This is a genomic window from Desulfitobacterium nosdiversum (genome assembly GCF_049860565.1).
GTDB lineage: Bacteria > Bacillota > Desulfitobacteriia > Desulfitobacteriales > Desulfitobacteriaceae > Desulfitobacterium_A > Desulfitobacterium_A nosdiversum.
The window spans coordinates 3,273,181-3,290,855 of the sequence record NZ_CP172056.1; the positions used below are offsets into that span (position 1 = coordinate 3,273,181).

Genomic DNA, 17,675 nt, shown 5'->3' on the forward strand with positions numbered 1-17,675 from the left:
GATATTTATCCGATCTCCGGTTCAACATGCAGTTCGGCTGCATCAGATCCATTATCCATACACATCAACTTTATCGCATCATAGGAACTTTCTTCCTGTGATCTTTCTTTAAACGTCCCTATCGCTCTAAGCTTTTCATAACGCTGTTGTTTTAAGGCTTCCGGTGATTGTTCGATAAGCTGCTTGAGATGTTTGGCAATTCCTTTCGAAATTTCCTCCGCCATTTTATTTATATTTCTATGTGCACCGCCGAGGGGTTCACGCAGAATCTCATCTGCAACTCCCAATTGTAAAAGATCCTGAGCTGTGAATTTTAATGACGAAGCGGCTTCCTTTGCTTTGGCCGTATCCTTCCAGAGAATCGAAGCACAGCTTTCGGGCGAAATAACAGAGAAGAACGAATTCTCCAACATCATTATCACATTGCCGACACCGAAGGCCAAGGCTCCACCGCTTCCCCCTTCACCGATAATCGTACTTATAATAGGAACGCGGTAACCCGACATCTTAATTAGGCAACGGGCAATCGCTTCGCCCTGGCCTCTTTCTTCAGCTCCTAAATCACATGCCGCCCCAGGGGTATCAATAAATGTTAGAATCGGGCGATTAAATTTATCGGCTTGATCCATCAAACGCAACGCTTTGCGATAACCTTCAGGATGAGGCATTCCAAAATTTCGCTGGATATTCTCTTTGGTATCTTTGCCTTTAACATGAGCAATAACCGTTACAGGAATCCCTTCAAAAATAGCTATTCCTCCGGCAACCGCACGATCATCGGCAAACAGATGATCCCCTCTAAGTTCAATAAAGTCATCAAAGATCAACGGAACATAGTCATAAAAATTAGGGCGTTCAGGATGACGAGCCACTTGAACCTTTTGCCAAGGCTCTAAATGGCCATAAATCTCTTTTCTGACGCGTACTAATTTATGCTGCAGTTTTGAGATTTCCTGAGTTAAGTCAATTGCCTTCTCCTGGGAAAATTCTTGAAGTTCAGTTATCTTTTGTTCAAGTTCATAAATTGGTTTTTCAAATTCGAAATGTTGAGCCATAATCCGCCCCTTCCTGATGATAGCGCAACAAACGGGCTAATACTGAACGCATTTGAGTACGATCAACAATTAGATCAATAAGTCCGTGATCCTGATTAAATTCAGCAGTCTGAGCACCCGGCGGAAGTTCTTGCCGCATGGTTTGTTTTATGATCCGCGGACCCGTAAAGCCAATCAATGCTCCAGGTTCGGAAATCTGAATATCCCCTAAGGAAGCATAGCTTGCCGTTACTCCTCCAAAAGTTGGATCAGTAAGTACGGATATATACAATAAACGGTTCTCAGATAAGCGTTCAAGTGCCGCACTTGTTTTTGCCATCTGATATAAGGATAAGATACCTTCTTGCATCCGTGCTCCGCCTGACGTTGAAAAAATAATGACGGGCAAACGAAGCTCAATTGCTCGTTCAATTGCGCGGGCAATTTTTTCGCCTGTAACCGAACCCATACTTCCCATCATGAAGTTCCCATCATTGATCGCTAAAACAACCGACAGTTCTTCAATCTTTGCTTTTCCTGTCAAAACGGATTCGTTTAGATTTGATTTATTTTCTGCTTCTGACAGCTTTGCCGTATAGCCTGGGAATTCCAAGGGATCGTTTGACTGTAATTCATTGTCCCATTCCTCAAAACTTCCGGGATCAACTAATAGTTCCAAACGTTCCTTCGCTGAAATTCGAAAGTGATAATGACATGTCGTACAGACACGGGAATTCTCCGATAAATCCTTGTTAAAGAGGACCTCACCGCATTTGGGACACTTTACCCACAAACCGTCTGGCAATTCTTTGCGATTTGACGGGTTTTCTGAAGGCTTTGCCTTCAGATGCTCCGATGGCTTGTCTGTTGGACTTGTTATCGGCAGTGTTACATATTTAGGTTTACGAAATATATCTTTAAACATAAATTCACTTAGCTCCCCATAAGGGTTGTTAAAATCTCATGAGCTTCTTCTGCCTCCGATTCTGGAACGAGGATTTCAACAGAAGCATGCTCACCTAAATGTGCCGAACCAATTGGCCTAAGTTGAACCAGCATTCCTTCATCCGTTAGAGTCTTCTTATACTTTTCGGCCATAGCTTTGTTTGTTGCGATGTAAATAACGGTCCACATAATACTGATCCTCCTTGTTCAAAAAGAGAAACATACCCTCATCGGACGGATATGTTCTAACCGTTACTGTTTCTCGATTCTAAAAGTAGCTCTTAAATATTTACTAAGCTGAGTCCTAATTTATCATATCATAGCCCCTTAATTTCTGCAAGAAACAGGAATATAAACAAAAATCCATTGACTAGAGATTATGTCGATATTTTTCCAAAAGAGCCTGTTCTACATGTGGAAGTACAAATTCGGATATTTCTCCCTTGAGACTGACTGCCCATTTAATAGCACTTGAACTGATAAAGGAAAATTGGCTGTTGGTCATTAGAAAAACGGTCTCAATATCAGGAGCCAGCTTTTTATTCATTAACGCTAGCCGACACTCATACTCAAAATCGCCAACAACGCGCAAACCGCGGATAATCGTCTTAGAGCCACATTCACGGGCAAATTCAACCGTAAGTCCTTCGAATCCCCGTACTTTAACCCTTTCTATGTCTCGAACCGCTTCTTCCAAAAGATTGATCCGTTCTTGGAGCGTAAAAAGCGTTGCTTTATTGCTATCGGCCGCTACCGCGATAATAACTTCATCAAAAAGCTCCGTCGCACGAGTTAGAATATCCATATGACCTTTGGTAACGGGGTCAAATGTACCAGGATAAATTGCCGTTTTCACTTTCATACCTCATTCCACTTATTAGTCACTTCGATATAGACAAACTAAATATACTCAATAACAATTTGAAATGGGATCTTAACCATTAGCTTATCCTTAACTGGCCTTCCATGCAACATTTTCTTTGCCAATTATTTGACTAAGATCATTAATTAGTCCATCTAAATCACGAACCCAAAATTCTTCGCGGCTTTGGATAACTTTTTTGCTTTCTTCAAAATAAAAATAAACAGGAAATGACCCCGCATACTTTTGCAATACGGGTAAGACTTTTTCAATAAGGGGCGTTCCCTCTTGGGAAAACCTTAGAAAAAGTTTTCTCTGGTCTAAGCAAACTGAACTTGCTTGTTGCTTAATCTTGCCAGTCAGATTATTATGATTTGCATTGCTCAGATAATTATGCGGTGTACGATGTTCAGGTAAATGGTCTAAGTCGTAGATTTTCTCGGCAAAAAGTTTCTTTTCATCTTCACGCACGTTATATTTTCCTTCAACAATTAGGATTTGATCATTATTCAAGCCTGATACTTGGGCAAACATACGCGGAAAAACAAGGACCTCGATCGCTCCTGTTAAGTCCTCGAGCACAAAGCTTGCCATCATCTCCCCCTTTTTCGTTACCGTCGTGCGGTACCCTGTAACTAATCCTCCAAGGATGACCCGCCGATCCTCCTCTATTTCAAGACAGGTCATAATATCCGAGGAAATGGCTGTCTTAAGCCTGTCCTGAACGCTGGAAAGCGGATGCCCGGAAAGATAAAGACCTAAATACTCCTTTTCAAGATTGAGCAATTCTCGTTCAGAAAATTCGTCAATCTCGGGGAGAGTTACTCCTTCATCGGCAGTATCACTGAAACCGCCAAAATCGAACAATGAAAACTGCCCGCTGTCACGATCTTTCTGACGCTGCTGTGCCATTTCCAGAACCTGATCAAGTCCTAATAGTCCCTGAGCACGGCCGCAAAGCGAACCAAAAGCGCCAGCTTTAAGTAAACTTTCAATGACTCGTTTGTTTAAAACTTTCCCATCCACGCGGATGCAAAAATCATAAAGGGATTTAAACGGTCCTTCCTGACGCGCTTCGATAATCTTTTCAACGACATTTGCACCCACATTGCGGATAGCGCCCATTCCGAAGCGAATTCCTTTTCCTTCAATACTGAAGTCAACTCCGCTTTTTTGAACATCAGGAGGAAGAACTTGTATTCCTAGAGATTTTGCTTCTTGAATATAAAAAGAAATTTTATCTGATGAATTCATGACAGTGCTCAAGAGTGCTGCCGTAAATTCCAAAGGATAGTTAGCTTTTAAATAAGCTGTTTGATATGAAATCACCGCATAGGCCGTCGCATGCCCTTTATTAAAACCGTATTCCGCGAACTTAGCCATCAAATCGAAGATATCACCGGCTTCTTTTTCGGTGACTCCAAGACGTAAAGCTCCCGGAATGACCCAGTCACCATTTTCATTTTGCAGACCATAGACGAAGTTCTGACGTTCCTCCTCCATGATTTCTTTTTTCTTTTTTCCCATCGCCCGACGGAGTAAATCTGCTCGGCCTAAAGAGTATCCCGCTAGATCTCGGGCAATTTGCATAACCTGTTCTTGATAAACGATAATTCCATAGGTTGAGCGCAAGATTGGTTCAAGTTTAGGATGAAGATAGCTAATTTTACCCCCGTGTTTACGGCGAATAAATTCAGGAATCTGATCCATTGGACCAGGACGATAAAGAGCATTAACAGCAATGATATCTTCAAAGCATGTCGGTTTCAATTCCCTTAGAACGGCACGCATACCTCCGCTTTCAAGCTGAAAAACCCCTGTGCTGTTCCCTGCGGAAAGCAAATCATACGTTGCGGGATCATCGAAGGGCAGTGTCCGAAGATCTATCTCAATCCTATGTGTTTGCTTGATTAGACGTACCGCGGTTTGCAAAATTGTTAAGTTTCTTAGCCCTAAAAAATCCATCTTCAATAGGCCGATTTCTTCAACTGTTTTCATCGGAAACTGTGTCATTAAGAAACTGCCATCGGCCGTCTTTTGAAGAGGAATATAACTCATCAGCGTATCTTTAGCGATCACGACACCCGCAGCATGAGTTGAAGCATGTCTCGGCATCCCTTCAAGAGCTTGTGATAAATCATAAAGGTGTTTGATCTCTTGATCCTCGGTAACCATTTTGGCCAAATCGGGAGAAACTGTTAACGCCTTTTCCAAAGTCATACCTGGATCATTCGGTATTGCCTTTGCGACTTTGTCAACTCTGGCAAGAGGCATAGCAAGAACACGGCCAACATCGCGAATTGCAGCTTTAGCTCCCATCGTTCCGAAGGTAATAATTTGACAAACCTTATCTTCCCCGTATTTTTCCATAACATAATGGATGACACTTTCTCTGCCTTCAGGGTCAAAGTCAATATCAATATCAGGCATACTTATTCGTTCAGGGTTTAGAAAACGTTCAAAAAGCAGATCATGCTGAAGCGGTTCTACCGTAGTAATCCCTAAAAGATAGGCAACCATGCTTGCCGCTGCCGATCCGCGTCCCGGCCCAACAGCAACCCCATGTGAACGGGCATATTGGCAAAAATCTGCAACAATTAAGAAATACCCTGAAAATCCAGTTTGCGAAATAATCCCTAATTCATATTCCAATCGTTCTTTTTGCTCTTGCGTCTGTTCCGGATAAAACATAGGAAAGGCTTTAACACATTCCTGCCGCAGGTAAGTATCTAATGTATATCCCTCAGGAACTTGAAAAACCGGCAAGTAATGATCCCCAAATTTAAAATCCACCTGGCAGCGTTCAGCAATCCGCTGAGTATTTTGCAAGGCTTCTGGATGTTCCCCAAAAAGCAATTTCATTTCATCCTCGGATTTTAGAAAAAATTCCTGACTCGAAAAACTCATTCGAGAAGAATCAGTTAGCGTTTTACCTGTCTGAATACATAACAATACATCTTGAACAAAGGCATCCTCACGTTTTATATAATGAACATCATTTGTGGCAACCAACGGTATTCCCGTCTTCTCATGCACCTGGAACATCCCGGCATTGACCCGGCGCTGCTCTTCTAATCCATGATCTTGAATCTCTAGGAAAAAGTTTCCTTTCCCGAAAATATCCTGGTATTCCTGAGCAACTTGGCAGGCGTTCTCGAAACGATTGTTCAAAAGGCACTCTGACACCTCACCCGCGAGACAGGCACTGAGCGCAATCAGTCCCTTGCTATAGCTTCGCAGCAACTCTTTATCTACCCTAGGTTTATAATAAAATCCTTCCACATGAGCAAGCGTGACTAAACGCAATAAATTATGGTATCCTTCCTCGTTTTCTGCCAGCAAAACGAGATGCCGGCTTTTTTCATCTCTGCCCGGAATACGTTCCTTCCGTCCATGCGGTGCAACATATACCTCACAGCCAATGATCGGTTTAATACCTGCTTTGTGACACGCTTTATAAAAATCGATCACCCCATACATTACGCCATGATCCGTAATGGCAAGAGATGTCATTCCCTGATCCGCCGCCCGCTGAACCAATTTCCCGATCCGGGAAGCGCCATCAAGCAAGCTATATTCCGTATGGACATGGAGATGTGTAAATCCTCCACTCTCGTTCATTTCATTATCCGTTCCCATTTCGATCCTCACATCCAGCATTATTCTTTAATTTTGTTCTATAAACTATTTTAGCAGTCAACTTAACTCCTTGTCTAATCCTTCTAATATTTGGCTATTGTCCAACATACTTTCAGCAATGCTCAAGGTATGCTGAGTTGCATATAATGTTTCAATTCGACTTATTTTTATTAGGAGGGCTGTTTAAATGTCTAAGCCAAAGTATTTGATTGCTTGTCTATTAATTCTTTTTCTCCTCATTCCAGCAGCAGGATGTGGACAAAATTCCCAAGCGGTCGATCCGGATAAGATGTTAACCGAATACACAAAACCAGCTGTTGTCCGGGTAGTATCCTTTAACATGGCAACGTATTATGTTACTTCCGAATTGGCAAATTTCTTAGGCATTCAAACTCAACTTCAATATTATGACGGCGGCACTGGTTCAGGAGCGATCATCGCAGAGAATGGCTATATTGTAGCAAATGCCCGCGTGGTTGAAACTGCAAAGCTCGATGACAAAGCTGCCGAAGACCGACTAGATAAGGTTTTCTTGCTGATATTATGCTAAACTTAAAGCGAAAGAAAACGACCAATATGCAAAAAGCGATTTAGAATATGCGCGTTCAACCTCTAAACGCGGAGACATAAAAAAGACGAACAAAGTTATTTTGCCAGGCGGAGATAATTTTAACTTTGATATAAAAAGTTATGGAGCACCGATTGGTGAAGGGAAAGATATTGCTGTAGTAAAGATTGATGCGACTAACCTGCCGATTGTCAATATTGATGAATCTGATAAAGCTCAGACCTCCGATAAATTAGTGATTGCGGGTTATCCAGGCAAAGCCGATTTAAGCGGTTTTTTAGATAATAATTCTGCCCTTGTTTCGACATATACAAATGGAGCAATTGCTGCCCGAAAGTCCTCCGAAAATGGACCCATTTTACAACTCGATGCCAATATCAATCCAGGAAACAGCGGCGGTCCTATCTTCTCAAAAGACGGTAAGGTCATTGGCATTGCTACTGCAACCTCAAGCGATGGTATTGGCTGGGCAATTCCCTCCACTACACTTTTAGAATTTGCCCGCCAAGCCGGTGCCGCAATTAATACACCTGGAATAGTGACCCAACGTTGGCAGGAGGGCCTTCAACTTTACTGGCAGGAGCATTATAAAAAAGCAATCCCTAAATTTGAGGAAGTCCAACGTCTTTCTCCGAAACATTATGCTATAACGGATTACCTTTCAAAATCTCAAAAGGCAATATCTGAGGGAAAAAATCGACTAGACTTGAACGATTATTTACCATTTATTATCGGTTTTGTCTTAGTAGTCATGATCTTCGCTGTGATTATTTTCTTCTTCGTAATAAAGAAAAAGAAAAAAAACATTATCAGTAGTGCAACCGTTCAACCCGAAACGCCACTACCTCCGAACGATCCACCTGAGCAGCCTCCTCTGGCATAATTAAATAACACTATGCAAAAAAGGCCCTGATTTGCAATCAAGGCCTTTTATAAATTTAATGGATTATGCTAATTTTTTGTCGCCAACGCGTGCCGTCATCAGACCTTTTGCAACTAAATCATGAGTATTCTTCTCATAAACGTTGATTTCAATATTACAATGTTTCTTAGCGACTAAAAGAAGTTTTGCCGTTACTCGTATCTCAGTTCCTACGATAAGCGGCTGAAGTTGGTACAATGTAAAGTTTTCCGTGATTGCATCCAAGCGATGCTGTTTACGAAGAGCGATATATCCTGCCATATTCATTACTGTAACTAAGACCCCGCAGCTCGCGGAACCAAATTCATTGATCATGAATTGAGTAATTTCACCCTCAATAGTTAGGTTTTCAGGATCTTCAACGTAACGAAAACCGCTCAAAATCAAGTTATCTACAGTTTCTCCAAACTGAGGCTGTTTTTGAACTTGCTGATAAGCCTCAATCACATCTTGAAGACTGATGATTCCTATAAGTTTTCCTTGGTCAACTACTGCGGCAATTTCCCAGCCTTCCCAGACCATGATTCTGGAAATATGAGTTACTGAATCATCTCGTCCCACAACAAAAGGTTTCGAATTCATAACATCCACAACAGAAGTCTTCATTTCTACGCCTGCAACATCGACTGCCGTAATCATCCCTACAACAATCATATCTTCATCGACTACGGGAAAACGGCTATGACTTGATCTTTGAGAAAGTTCATACCAATCCCCAACCGTTGCCTTTGTCGTTAAATACTGCACATCCTTGACCATAATGTCTTCAACCAAAATTAGTTCTTTTTCAATTAACCGGTCATACAATGCACGATTGATCATTGTAGTTACTGCAAAGGTATCATACGGTGACTGAATAATCGTTAGATGTTTTTGACGTGCTAATTTTAAGACATCCTCTTCAGGATCAAGTCCGCCTGTAATAAGCAGCGGCGCACCATGCTGCAATGCAAATAGCTGAGCATCATGGCGATTACCGACAATACAGAGTGTTTCCTCTTCAAGATAACGCTCCATTGCCTCACGTTCCATGGCAGCAATGATAAATTTATTGGGGGTCCGATCAAGGTCTTCATAACCACAAAGCACTATTCCTTCAACGATCTGGCAAACTTCACGCAAGGTTAAATCTTCGATTTGACGTTCTTTAACTCCCTCAATGCGAATGGTCCCAACCTTTGGAATCGAACGAACAAAGCCTTTATTTTCAGCCTCTTTAATTGCTCGGTATGCAGTTCCTTCGCTCACATCTAACTCTCTCGCGATAAAGCGGACAGAAACCTTACTCCCTACATCAAGTCCTTCAATAAAACTTAATATCTGTTGATGTTTTGTTTGGCTCAATTTGATAACGCTCCCCACTCTTTTAGGACATTACGAAACTATTATAGCACACCTAAGCCATTGTTCATAAATATATTTAGCTTTATGGCTCTCCTTTTTTCTTGCGCTGATTCATAATTCCCCCGATTTTCCCTGCTTCTTTCGAACTTAGAGAATGCCACCCCTTAACTCGGACCTGTTCAAGCAAGCCAAGTTCTGCTGCAATCTCCATTTTCAAAGCTTGCATTGGATCGGTCCTTCTTGCCTTTGGTTTCTTTTTTTTATCGGCCTCTTTTTCCGCCGTGTTTAATTGCTCCATAGACATTTGATCACCCTTCATCATTGTATCCCGCCTCTGCTCATGACATGTCCAACATAATGAGGACAAATAGGAGTTCTTTCACCATGCCGATGCTCCAGCCGACAACGCCCATCAACATGAAATATACAGTTTGAAGTACATATTTTTTGTGTCATTTTCCTTCAACTCCTTTAGTTCCATTTTTACCAAATACTCAAAAAAAATACTTCCTAATCAAAGTTAAGAAGTTATATAGTCTAAACGATCAGATAATTTAAGTTGATTTTTCCTAGGACTTAAGAATAAAATAATAGTCGAAATTTCTAATGACATTGTTTTATAAAAAGAAGGAGTGACTTCCGCAGAAATGGCTGTAAATTATGATATTATCCTTTTTGATCTCGACGGTACGTTGACTGATCCCAAAGAAGGCATTCTTAATTCAATTCTTTATGCCTTAAATAGTTTAGGTATCCGTGAAAGCAATTCCGATCAGCTCTTGAAATTTATTGGACCTCCTCTAAAGGACTCCTTTATGGAATATTATGGACTTAGAGAAAATGTTGCCTTACATGCTATTGAAAAGTACCGAGAATATTTTTCATCGAAAGGGATATTTGAAAATAAAGTTTACCCCGCTATTCCTGAACTGTTAAAGGATTTATCCTCTTTAGATAAAACATTAGTCCTGGCGACTTCTAAACCTACGGCCTTCGCTCAACGCATTCTAGATCATTTTAATTTAGCTTCGTACTTTCATTTTACCGGGGGCAGCAATTTGGACGGAACCCGAACCCGAAAAAGTGAAGTCATTGATTATGTCCTAAATGCAAGCTGTTTTTCCCCCCACCCCAAGGCAGTAATGATTGGGGACAGAAAGTATGATATTATTGGAGCCAATGAAATAGGTATTGACTCCATTGGTGTACTCTACGGATATGGTTCGCGGCAGGAGCTTGAAAACGAAAACCCAACCCACATCGTTAGATATGTGGATAATTTACGAGCAATTTTAAGCTAAGGCAAAGTGACGCAAATAAGGTTGCTGCAATTATCAAAAACGGGAAAGAAAAAATGCCGCCATTCTCCGGAACACAAACTTTTCTTCCATGACAAAGGGAGTGTCGCAGATGCTTATTAAAGCAAGCGACACTCCCTTAACATATCCAAATTCTATTCAAGGGTTAACGACTCTCCAGGCTTTAGAATAACTCCTTGGCTTCCCGATTTACGTTCAAGCGAAGCTTTGAATTCTGAAACATCCTGTTTAATGATGGAAAAAGTATTATAATGCATCGGAATTACGAGTTTGGGACGTAAGAGGTTCGTTGCATAGATCGCCTCTTCCTGTCCCATGACAAAATTATCACCGATAGGAAGCATCGCGACTTCCAGCGGATGTCTTCGTCCAATCAATTCCATATCACCGAAGAGGCCTGTATCTCCTGAATGATAAAGCCATTTTCCATCAATCTGAAGTAGAAAACCGCAGGCAGGTCCTGCATATTCAAAATTATTTTTATTCCCATTAGGCTCAAAGACAGATCCGTGCAGAGCTTGAGTGAGCCGTACAAGACCAAAGTTAAAGGCAAATTTCCCACCAATATGCATTGCATGGGCTTTCGCACCCGCTCTTTCACAAAGCTTGGTCAATTCATAAACTCCAATAATCGGAGCTCCTGTCCTTTTCGAAAGCTCGATTGCATCGCCTAGATGATCAGAATGACCATGTGATACCAAAATTCCATTTAGATGATCAATTTCATCAGGACGAATGTCAGCTGTGGGATTGCCTGTCAAAAACGGATCGATTATGATTCGTCCTTCATTTCCTTGAATTTCAAAACATGAGTGTCCATGAAAACGAATGTCCATCATTTCTTCCCTCCCACACAATATGTATTCCCAGTTGATCAATCATAAAGGGATCTAATATAAAAAGAAAACAACTTCCGACGGAGTTTTATTCTAAATTAGCAGGAACTCCATCTGAAGCATTTAAAATAATCATTTGCATCTTATTGGGTTACGCCTGAGTTTATTCTCTATTATTTTTTATACTAGCCTTGTTTATACGTTTGCAGCGTAGTCCATAATTCTGGATAACTTAAGTTCATTTCCCAAAGAGCCACTCCCTTAATTCCTCGGCGTATGGCTAAATCGAGTTTTTCCTTGAGGCTGCGCACATCTTCAAAATAGACCGTATGCTGTTTTCCTTCACTCGTGTAACGGAAAAACGTACTATGCTGCTGAGCATCCCATTGTAAAGGAGCTCCCATTCTCCTCGCCAATTCCGTAGCACGTCGATAACTGATTACCTTAGCCCCATTTCCCTGAACCCAATCATAACCGTAGAGAGGAACACCCATAATTATTTTCTGGGCTGGAATATTCGCGAGCGCATAATCTAAGACTTGATTGACCCAAGGAAGGGAAGCAACTGATCCGGGTGGACTTCCCGGCCAATGTTCTTCATAGGTCATTAAAACAATTTCATCAACAATCTGTCCGAGTACCCGGTAATCAAAGGCACCCTTCCAAACATCTGTAGGATCATCTGCTGTTTTTGCAGGTGCATCCAGCGTTACCCGATAATTATCCTGCCTGAGTTGTACTGTCCAATTATAAATAAGTTGTGAATAAAGGTTACGATCCTGAGCTGCTGCCTTTTCAAGATCAAAATTGACACCATCTAAACGATAGGTGCTGAGTAAGTTCCGTATATTTTGAAGGACCCGTGAAGCAAAAACCGGATTTCGTACAAGCTGGGTCATCAGTGATGTAGAAAATTGACCCGCTGAGGTTAAGTTTGTAATCGTAATATAGGCTTTTACACCCTTACGATGGGCTTCATTGATAAGCTTACGGCTGGGACGTCCGTCTAACTCCCCATTGGACTGAATCGGGACCTGGAAAAATGCGATTTCATCTAAAAGATGCCCATAACGCTGGAAATATGAATAACCTCTTTCTTGTTCTGTTAATCCATTGTAAAACGCGAAGAGATCGATTGCCATAGATTTCCCCCCTTTCAAAGCATTTTATGCACAAGAACGGGGAGAAAGTTCCTTAGTTTATTTACTATGTTTGCGGCTCATTGCCGTCAGCAAGGATGTCCGCCGCATCATTATGGTTACCAATAATGCAAAATCAGCAATCAGCAACACTGCTGCCCAAATCCATGAACCAATAGCTCCTAAAACCGCGGCAAAGCCAAAGCAAGCACTCATCGCATAAAGAAGCAGTACCGCCTGTCGCTGACTCAGTCCGGCATCCAGCAAACGATGATGAAGGTGTCCCCGATCGGCGCTGGCAATCGAATGGCCTTTAAGTTTGCGTCGAATAATTGCAAAGGTAAGATCGGTAAGAGGCATTCCTAACACAATAAGAGGGAAAACCAAGCCTAAGATCGTCGCCGTTTTTAACAAGCCCATGATCGAAATTCCGCCAATAATATAACCTAAAAACATACTGCCTGTGTCACCCATAAAAACCTTTGCCGGGTGAAAATTAAAGAACAGAAAAGCTAAACAGGCACCGGCTAGAGCTATCGTTAAATGCGCTGCAGGAAATTGATTAATTCGAAGGGCCGACCAGAACAAAAGAATAGCTGCCATAAAGCAGATCCCTGCCGCAAGTCCATCAAGTCCATCAGAGATATTGACCGTATTGACCAAGCCAATAATCCAGAACACGGCAAACACGATTCCAAACCACCCAAGATGAACCTCCCCAAAATGAGGCAAAGAGATCTGATCCATTGAGGCGCCAAACACAACAAAAAGTGAAGCCGCGAAAATTTGCCAAAAAAGCTTCGTCAATGGCCGCATATCTTTAATATCATCCCATAGCCCCACTAATACAATGATCGTACTTCCTATAAATAATCCTAAAATACTCGAATTCCATTTTTGTGTAAATATGACAGCCACCCAAAATCCGAAATAGATGGCCAACCCTCCAATTCGTGGAATAGGCCTTTTATGAACATGCCGTCCTCCCGGAATCGCTATAGCACCCCAACGATGACCTAGAATCATGGATATTGGGGTCGCAATCGTAGCGACCAAAAGAGCAATGATAAACGTCCAAACAAAACTCATGAATAAAGCCTCCATATTACGTATCTAAGCTTGTAACCTGAGCCAGCATGTTTCCCGTTAGCATTAAACAAGTCCGGGATAGCCCCACTGGCGCAAAGCTTCATATGCGACGACTGCTACGGAGTTTGACAGATTTAAACAACGTGCGTCAGAGATCATCGGCAGCCGAATCTGGGTATCTGGATATTTAGCTAAAATCTCAGGAGCGAGTCCCTTCGTTTCTTTACCGAATAAAAAATAACAATCCTGTTCAAATTGAAGTTCGGTATGAGCGTGCGACCCCTTTGTCGTCGCTAAATAGCGTTTTCCTGTTGGGTTTTTTCCTTCAAAATCAGCAAAATTATCATAAATATGGAGATCAAGTAAATCCCAGTAATCCAATCCTGCCCGTTTTAAGTACTTATCTGTAATTTCAAAGCCAAGCGGTTTAACTAAATGAAGCCTGGCACCTGTAGCGGCACAAAGGCGCGCAACATTACCTGTGTTCGGCGGAATCTCTGGTTCAACCATGACAATATTCAACATGAATTCTGCTGCAGTCCTTTCTTTACTCCTCTTCTTTTCTTGCAAAAGAATTAGCGGCAACCCGAACAATTGCCGCCGCAATGTGTCGGACAACCTCCCGAACTTCCCTTACCCGCTAAACCCGGGCTGGCAAATCCAGAAATCTGCCGTACTAACCCAACAGCTTGACAATCCGGGCAGACCAGTTTCTCACCTGTTTCACCCATTTTAGATAGTTTTGCAGAGATTTTCCCGCAACTTGGGCACTTAAACTCATAGATTGGCATTTCCAACCTCCACCTTATTTCGACTGTTCTTTACCTATTATTCTATTATACCCTAAATCAATGAAGATGCCCAAATAATAAAAGATAAAGATAAGATAAAGTTTATACTGCGATTATATCTTACCTTGTAGTACAATAGTCTCCGTGCTATTATAGTACTAAAATATTTTTTTAATTTTTCAGTCTTCGCTGAAGGGAGGAGCTCCTTATGTTTTCGCCAGAAGATCATAATCTACTTAGTCTCATATCAGAGGATAGCCGTCTTACCCCGCAAGAATTGGCCGTTCAAACGGGGTTATCTCAAGAGTATATCGAAAAAAGAATCAAGCAGTGGGTTGAAGACCGGGTTATTGTGTACCGCCCCCTAGTTAATTGGGAACGTACCGGTGAGCAATATGTATCTGCTCTCATTGAGGTAAAAGTAATTCCCCAACGCGGGTTTGGTTTTGATAAAATTGCCAAACGCTTGCAAAAATACCCGGAAATTAAGGCCGTATATCTTATGTCCGGAGGATTTGATCTTACTCTAATGATCGAGGGAAAAACTATGCAGGAGGTTGCCCTGTTCGTAGCGGAAAAGCTTGCTCCCCTTGAGCACATTCAAAGCACAGCGACTCATTTTGTTTTACGCCATTATAAACAAGACGGTGTTGAACTAATGGGAGAGGAAGAAGCCCTTGCACGGCTCGTGGTTACCCCATGAAGCACTATCTTTCGCCCATAGCCAGAGATCTTCCCCCTTCAGGAATCCGTAAATTCTTTGATTTAGTCTCTACGATGAAAAATGTCATATCACTCGGTGTAGGGGAACCTGACTTCGTCACTCCATGGACCGTTCGAGAAAGCGGTATTTTTTCTCTCGAGCAAGGACAAACGATGTATACGAGTAATTCGGGTCTTATCGAATTGCGTCAAGAGCTCTCCTATTTTATGGCTAAAGAGATGGGCTTTGAGTACGATCCACAGAGTGAGATTCTCATCACTGTCGGAGCGAGCGAAGCGGTTGACCTCGCAATGCGTGCCCTGCTCGGACCGGGTGATGTTGCCTTAATCCCTGATCCGGCTTATGTTTCATATGCACCCTGTGCCCAGTTAGCCGGTGCAGAAGTTAAGTATATTCCGACACACGCAGAAGAAGGATTCCGCTTAAGATTACCCGACCTTGAAAAGGCCTATACCCCGAATTCAAAATTATTGATTTTATCGTATCCCAATAATCCAACCGGTGCGATAATGACACGTGAAGATTATTTGCCCATCGCTCGGTTCGTTGAAGAACATGATCTTATTGTTATCTCTGACGAAATCTATTCTGACCTAACCTATGAAGGCAAGCACACTCCTTTTGCAAGTCTGCCTGGCATGAGAGACCGGACGCTACATATTAGTGGTTTCTCAAAAGCTTATGCAATGACCGGTTGGCGCATTGGATATGCTGCAGGACATCATGATATTATTCAAGCCATGACTCGAATTCATCAATATACGATGCTTTGCGCCTCAATTACGGCTCAATTTGCTGCATTGGAAGCCTTGCGTTCTGCAGGAAAAGCTAAGGCTGAAATGGTGACGACCTACAATCGGCGTCGTCGGATCATGGTGAATGGTTTTCGCAAAATGGGGCTTTCCTGTTTCGAACCTCTGGGGGCATTTTATGTCTTTCCGAGTATTGAAGCTACCGGCCTGAGTTCAGAAGAGTTCGCAGAACAGCTTCTTCATGAAGAAAAGGTTGCAGTTGTTCCTGGAACGGCTTTTGGCCCGTCGGGTGAAGGCCATATTCGCTGCTCCTATGCTTATTCAACAGAAAAACTGCAAGAAGCCTTGAAACGAATAGAACATTTTGTACAAAAAAGGATAAATTAAAAAAAAACAAAGAGCTTGCTTTTTAAGAAAAACAGGCTCTTTTTATTTTAAGAAAATATCTACCTATTTAATTGTTAACTATTAAGTGGCTTAAAGCATAATCAACATATAAATTTGTGGCAACAAGCAAAGCATCCTCATCAATATCAAACAACCCGCAATGATGGGGTAATGCAGTGTTGGGTCTATTCACATTTCTTGTTCCAACAAAAGCATACATACCTGGAACTTTCAGCAAATACTCGGCAAAATCATCTGCTCCGAGAGATTTTTCTTTTGTTATTACGCCATGATCACCTAAAATATTTCGTGCAATTTCTTTTACTTCATTACAAACTTTATCATCATTCACTAAGGGAGAAGCGTAGTCTTTAAAGGTAACATCTACTCTAGCCCCATATGCTTCTCCTATTTGTTTAGCAATATCAACAACACTGCTGTTAACTTTATGCCTGGTCTCATGACTGAATGACCGGGTTGTACCTTCAATTACAGACTTACCCGATATGACATTGTAAGCTGTTCCTGAATGAAGCGTACCGATACCAACTACTACAGTATCAACAGGATTAGTCTGCCTTGCAACAATCGCCTGCAGATTAACAACAATTTGGCTTGCGATATAAAGAGCATCTGTGCCATTTTGTGGTGTAGATACATGGGCACTTTGCCCGCTTACCTCGATTTTAAAATAGTCGCAGGAGGCATTGGTTGCCCCACTTCTTACAGAAACAGTGCCATAATCTAAATCGGATGAAACATGAATTCCAAATACACGGCTAACGCCTTTAAGATAGCCTTCTTTTATAAAAACTCTTGCTCCTTGGCCGATCTCTTCCGCCTGTTGAAAGAAGAAATTAATTTCGCCGGCGAATTCGTCCTCTTTCTCTTTGAGTACTTTCACTGCTCCTAACAAACTTGCCGTGTGTGCATCATGACCGCAGGCATGCATGAAACCTTCGTGGGTCGAATGATAACTTTCATCTTTTTCGTCTTTAATAGGCAGGGCATCTATATCCGCACGTAAAACGAGTTTTTTATCGGACTCCTTCTTCCCTTTTATGGACGCAAATACTCCTGTTTCTCCTACTCTCTTATGGGATACACCGATTTTATCAAGCTCCTGTTCAATTTTCAGAGCTGTATTGTATTCTTTCAAACTCGCCTCGGGGTTTTGATGAAAGTAACGCCTGAGTGAAACGATATAATCTTTTTCTTTGGCAACATAATCCCTGATGTCCACTTTTCTCACCTCATGTTCTGAAAGAAGCAGGCAGCACATTTATCATATACTACCTGCGTTATTTTATAGAATCTATACTAA

19 protein-coding genes are annotated in these 17,675 nt (G+C 41.8%); 5 read left to right on the forward strand and 14 right to left on the reverse strand.

Going from position 1 to position 17,675, the window contains the following annotated elements; translation table 11 throughout:
* Positions 1–5 precede the first annotated feature (5 nt).
* From ACHOLT_RS15935 to ACHOLT_RS15955, 5 genes are all read right to left on the reverse strand, one after another.
* Positions 6–1,055, reverse strand: a complete 1,050-nt coding sequence (locus tag ACHOLT_RS15935) for an acetyl-CoA carboxylase carboxyltransferase subunit alpha (RefSeq protein WP_425802551.1) — start codon at positions 1,053–1,055, stop codon at positions 6–8.
* Positions 1,033–1,959, reverse strand: coding sequence for an acetyl-CoA carboxylase, carboxyltransferase subunit beta (gene accD / locus ACHOLT_RS15940; protein WP_425802554.1), 927 nt, complete (start codon positions 1,957–1,959; stop codon positions 1,033–1,035). Before accD ends, ACHOLT_RS15935 begins: the two co-directional genes overlap by 23 nt.
* A gap of 8 nt (positions 1,960–1,967) precedes the next feature.
* Positions 1,968–2,168: a glutamate decarboxylase gene (locus tag ACHOLT_RS15945; protein ID WP_425802557.1), complete on the reverse strand. Its 201-nt coding sequence runs from the start codon at positions 2,166–2,168 to the stop codon at positions 1,968–1,970.
* 181 nt (positions 2,169–2,349) lie between these two features.
* A complete protein-coding gene (coaD, locus tag ACHOLT_RS15950; RefSeq protein ID WP_425808103.1) occupies positions 2,350–2,835 on the reverse strand; it encodes a pantetheine-phosphate adenylyltransferase in 486 nt (161 codons plus the stop codon).
* 96 nt (positions 2,836–2,931) lie between these two features.
* Complete coding sequence (locus ACHOLT_RS15955) at positions 2,932–6,501, reverse strand: DNA polymerase III subunit alpha (RefSeq protein ID WP_425802560.1); 3,570 nt, start codon at positions 6,499–6,501, stop codon at positions 2,932–2,934.
* A 166-nt stretch (positions 6,502–6,667) separates the two neighbouring features.
* Between ACHOLT_RS15955 and ACHOLT_RS15960 the strand changes: the two genes are divergently transcribed.
* Complete coding sequence (locus ACHOLT_RS15960) at positions 6,668–7,030, forward strand: hypothetical protein (protein WP_425802563.1); 363 nt, start codon at positions 6,668–6,670, stop codon at positions 7,028–7,030.
* A gap of 76 nt (positions 7,031–7,106) precedes the next feature.
* The gene (locus ACHOLT_RS15965; RefSeq protein ID WP_425808105.1) at positions 7,107–7,931 is read left to right on the forward strand and encodes a S1C family serine protease; all 825 of its coding nucleotides are present in this window, start codon (positions 7,107–7,109) and stop codon (positions 7,929–7,931) included.
* Between the two features lie 63 nt (positions 7,932–7,994).
* Here ACHOLT_RS15965 and ACHOLT_RS15970 read toward each other — a convergent pair whose 3' ends face one another.
* The 3 genes from ACHOLT_RS15970 to ACHOLT_RS15980 form a co-directional block, all read right to left on the reverse strand.
* Positions 7,995–9,314, reverse strand: a complete 1,320-nt coding sequence (locus ACHOLT_RS15970; RefSeq protein WP_425802566.1) for a DRTGG domain-containing protein — start codon at positions 9,312–9,314, stop codon at positions 7,995–7,997.
* An 82-nt stretch (positions 9,315–9,396) separates the two neighbouring features.
* Positions 9,397–9,636 carry a small, acid-soluble spore protein, alpha/beta type gene (locus ACHOLT_RS15975; protein ID WP_425802568.1) on the reverse strand — a complete coding sequence of 80 codons (240 nt, stop codon included), beginning with the start codon at positions 9,634–9,636 and terminating at the stop codon, positions 9,397–9,399.
* Positions 9,633–9,770 (reverse strand): cleavage protein, encoded by a 138-nt coding sequence (locus tag ACHOLT_RS15980; RefSeq protein WP_425802571.1) that lies wholly within the window; start codon positions 9,768–9,770, stop codon positions 9,633–9,635. Before ACHOLT_RS15980 ends, ACHOLT_RS15975 begins: the two co-directional genes overlap by 4 nt.
* A 191-nt stretch (positions 9,771–9,961) precedes the next feature.
* On the opposite strand from ACHOLT_RS15980, the gene ACHOLT_RS15985 reads away from it, so the two are divergent.
* Complete coding sequence (locus ACHOLT_RS15985; protein ID WP_425802574.1) at positions 9,962–10,615, forward strand: HAD family hydrolase; 654 nt, start codon at positions 9,962–9,964, stop codon at positions 10,613–10,615.
* A 152-nt stretch (positions 10,616–10,767) separates the two neighbouring features.
* Here the strand turns inward: ACHOLT_RS15985 and ACHOLT_RS15990 are convergent, their stop codons facing one another.
* The 5 genes from ACHOLT_RS15990 to ACHOLT_RS16010 all read right to left on the reverse strand — a co-directional run bounded on the left by ACHOLT_RS15990 (position 10,768) and on the right by ACHOLT_RS16010 (position 14,488).
* Entirely contained in the window at positions 10,768–11,469 is a 702-nt protein-coding gene (locus tag ACHOLT_RS15990) for a metal-dependent hydrolase (protein ID WP_425808107.1), read from the reverse strand.
* Positions 11,470–11,654: 185 nt separating this feature from the next.
* The gene (locus ACHOLT_RS15995) at positions 11,655–12,611 is read right to left on the reverse strand and encodes a glycosyl hydrolase family 18 protein (protein WP_425802576.1); all 957 of its coding nucleotides are present in this window, start codon (positions 12,609–12,611) and stop codon (positions 11,655–11,657) included.
* A gap of 57 nt (positions 12,612–12,668) precedes the next feature.
* On the reverse strand, positions 12,669–13,697 hold the full coding sequence (locus ACHOLT_RS16000) for a glycosyltransferase family 4 protein (protein ID WP_425802579.1): 1,029 nt from the start codon (positions 13,695–13,697) through the stop codon (positions 12,669–12,671).
* A 63-nt stretch (positions 13,698–13,760) separates the two neighbouring features.
* Entirely contained in the window at positions 13,761–14,222 is a 462-nt protein-coding gene (locus tag ACHOLT_RS16005; RefSeq protein ID WP_425808109.1) for a tRNA (cytidine(34)-2'-O)-methyltransferase, read from the reverse strand.
* Positions 14,223–14,272: 50 nt separating this feature from the next.
* Positions 14,273–14,488, reverse strand: coding sequence for an FmdB family zinc ribbon protein (locus ACHOLT_RS16010; RefSeq protein ID WP_425802582.1), 216 nt, complete (start codon positions 14,486–14,488; stop codon positions 14,273–14,275).
* Positions 14,489–14,696: 208 nt separating this feature from the next.
* Here ACHOLT_RS16010 and ACHOLT_RS16015 point away from each other — a divergent pair, with 208 nt between their 5' ends.
* Complete coding sequence (locus ACHOLT_RS16015) at positions 14,697–15,191, forward strand: Lrp/AsnC family transcriptional regulator (RefSeq protein ID WP_425802585.1); 495 nt, start codon at positions 14,697–14,699, stop codon at positions 15,189–15,191.
* Complete coding sequence (locus ACHOLT_RS16020; RefSeq protein WP_425802588.1) at positions 15,188–16,351, forward strand: aminotransferase class I/II-fold pyridoxal phosphate-dependent enzyme; 1,164 nt, start codon at positions 15,188–15,190, stop codon at positions 16,349–16,351. The genes ACHOLT_RS16015 and ACHOLT_RS16020 overlap by 4 nt, the downstream gene beginning before the upstream one ends.
* A 67-nt stretch (positions 16,352–16,418) precedes the next feature.
* On the opposite strand, the gene ACHOLT_RS16025 is transcribed toward ACHOLT_RS16020, so the two are convergent.
* Entirely contained in the window at positions 16,419–17,594 is a 1,176-nt protein-coding gene (locus tag ACHOLT_RS16025) for an amidohydrolase (protein WP_425802591.1), read from the reverse strand.
* Between the last annotated feature and the right edge of the window lie 81 nt (positions 17,595–17,675).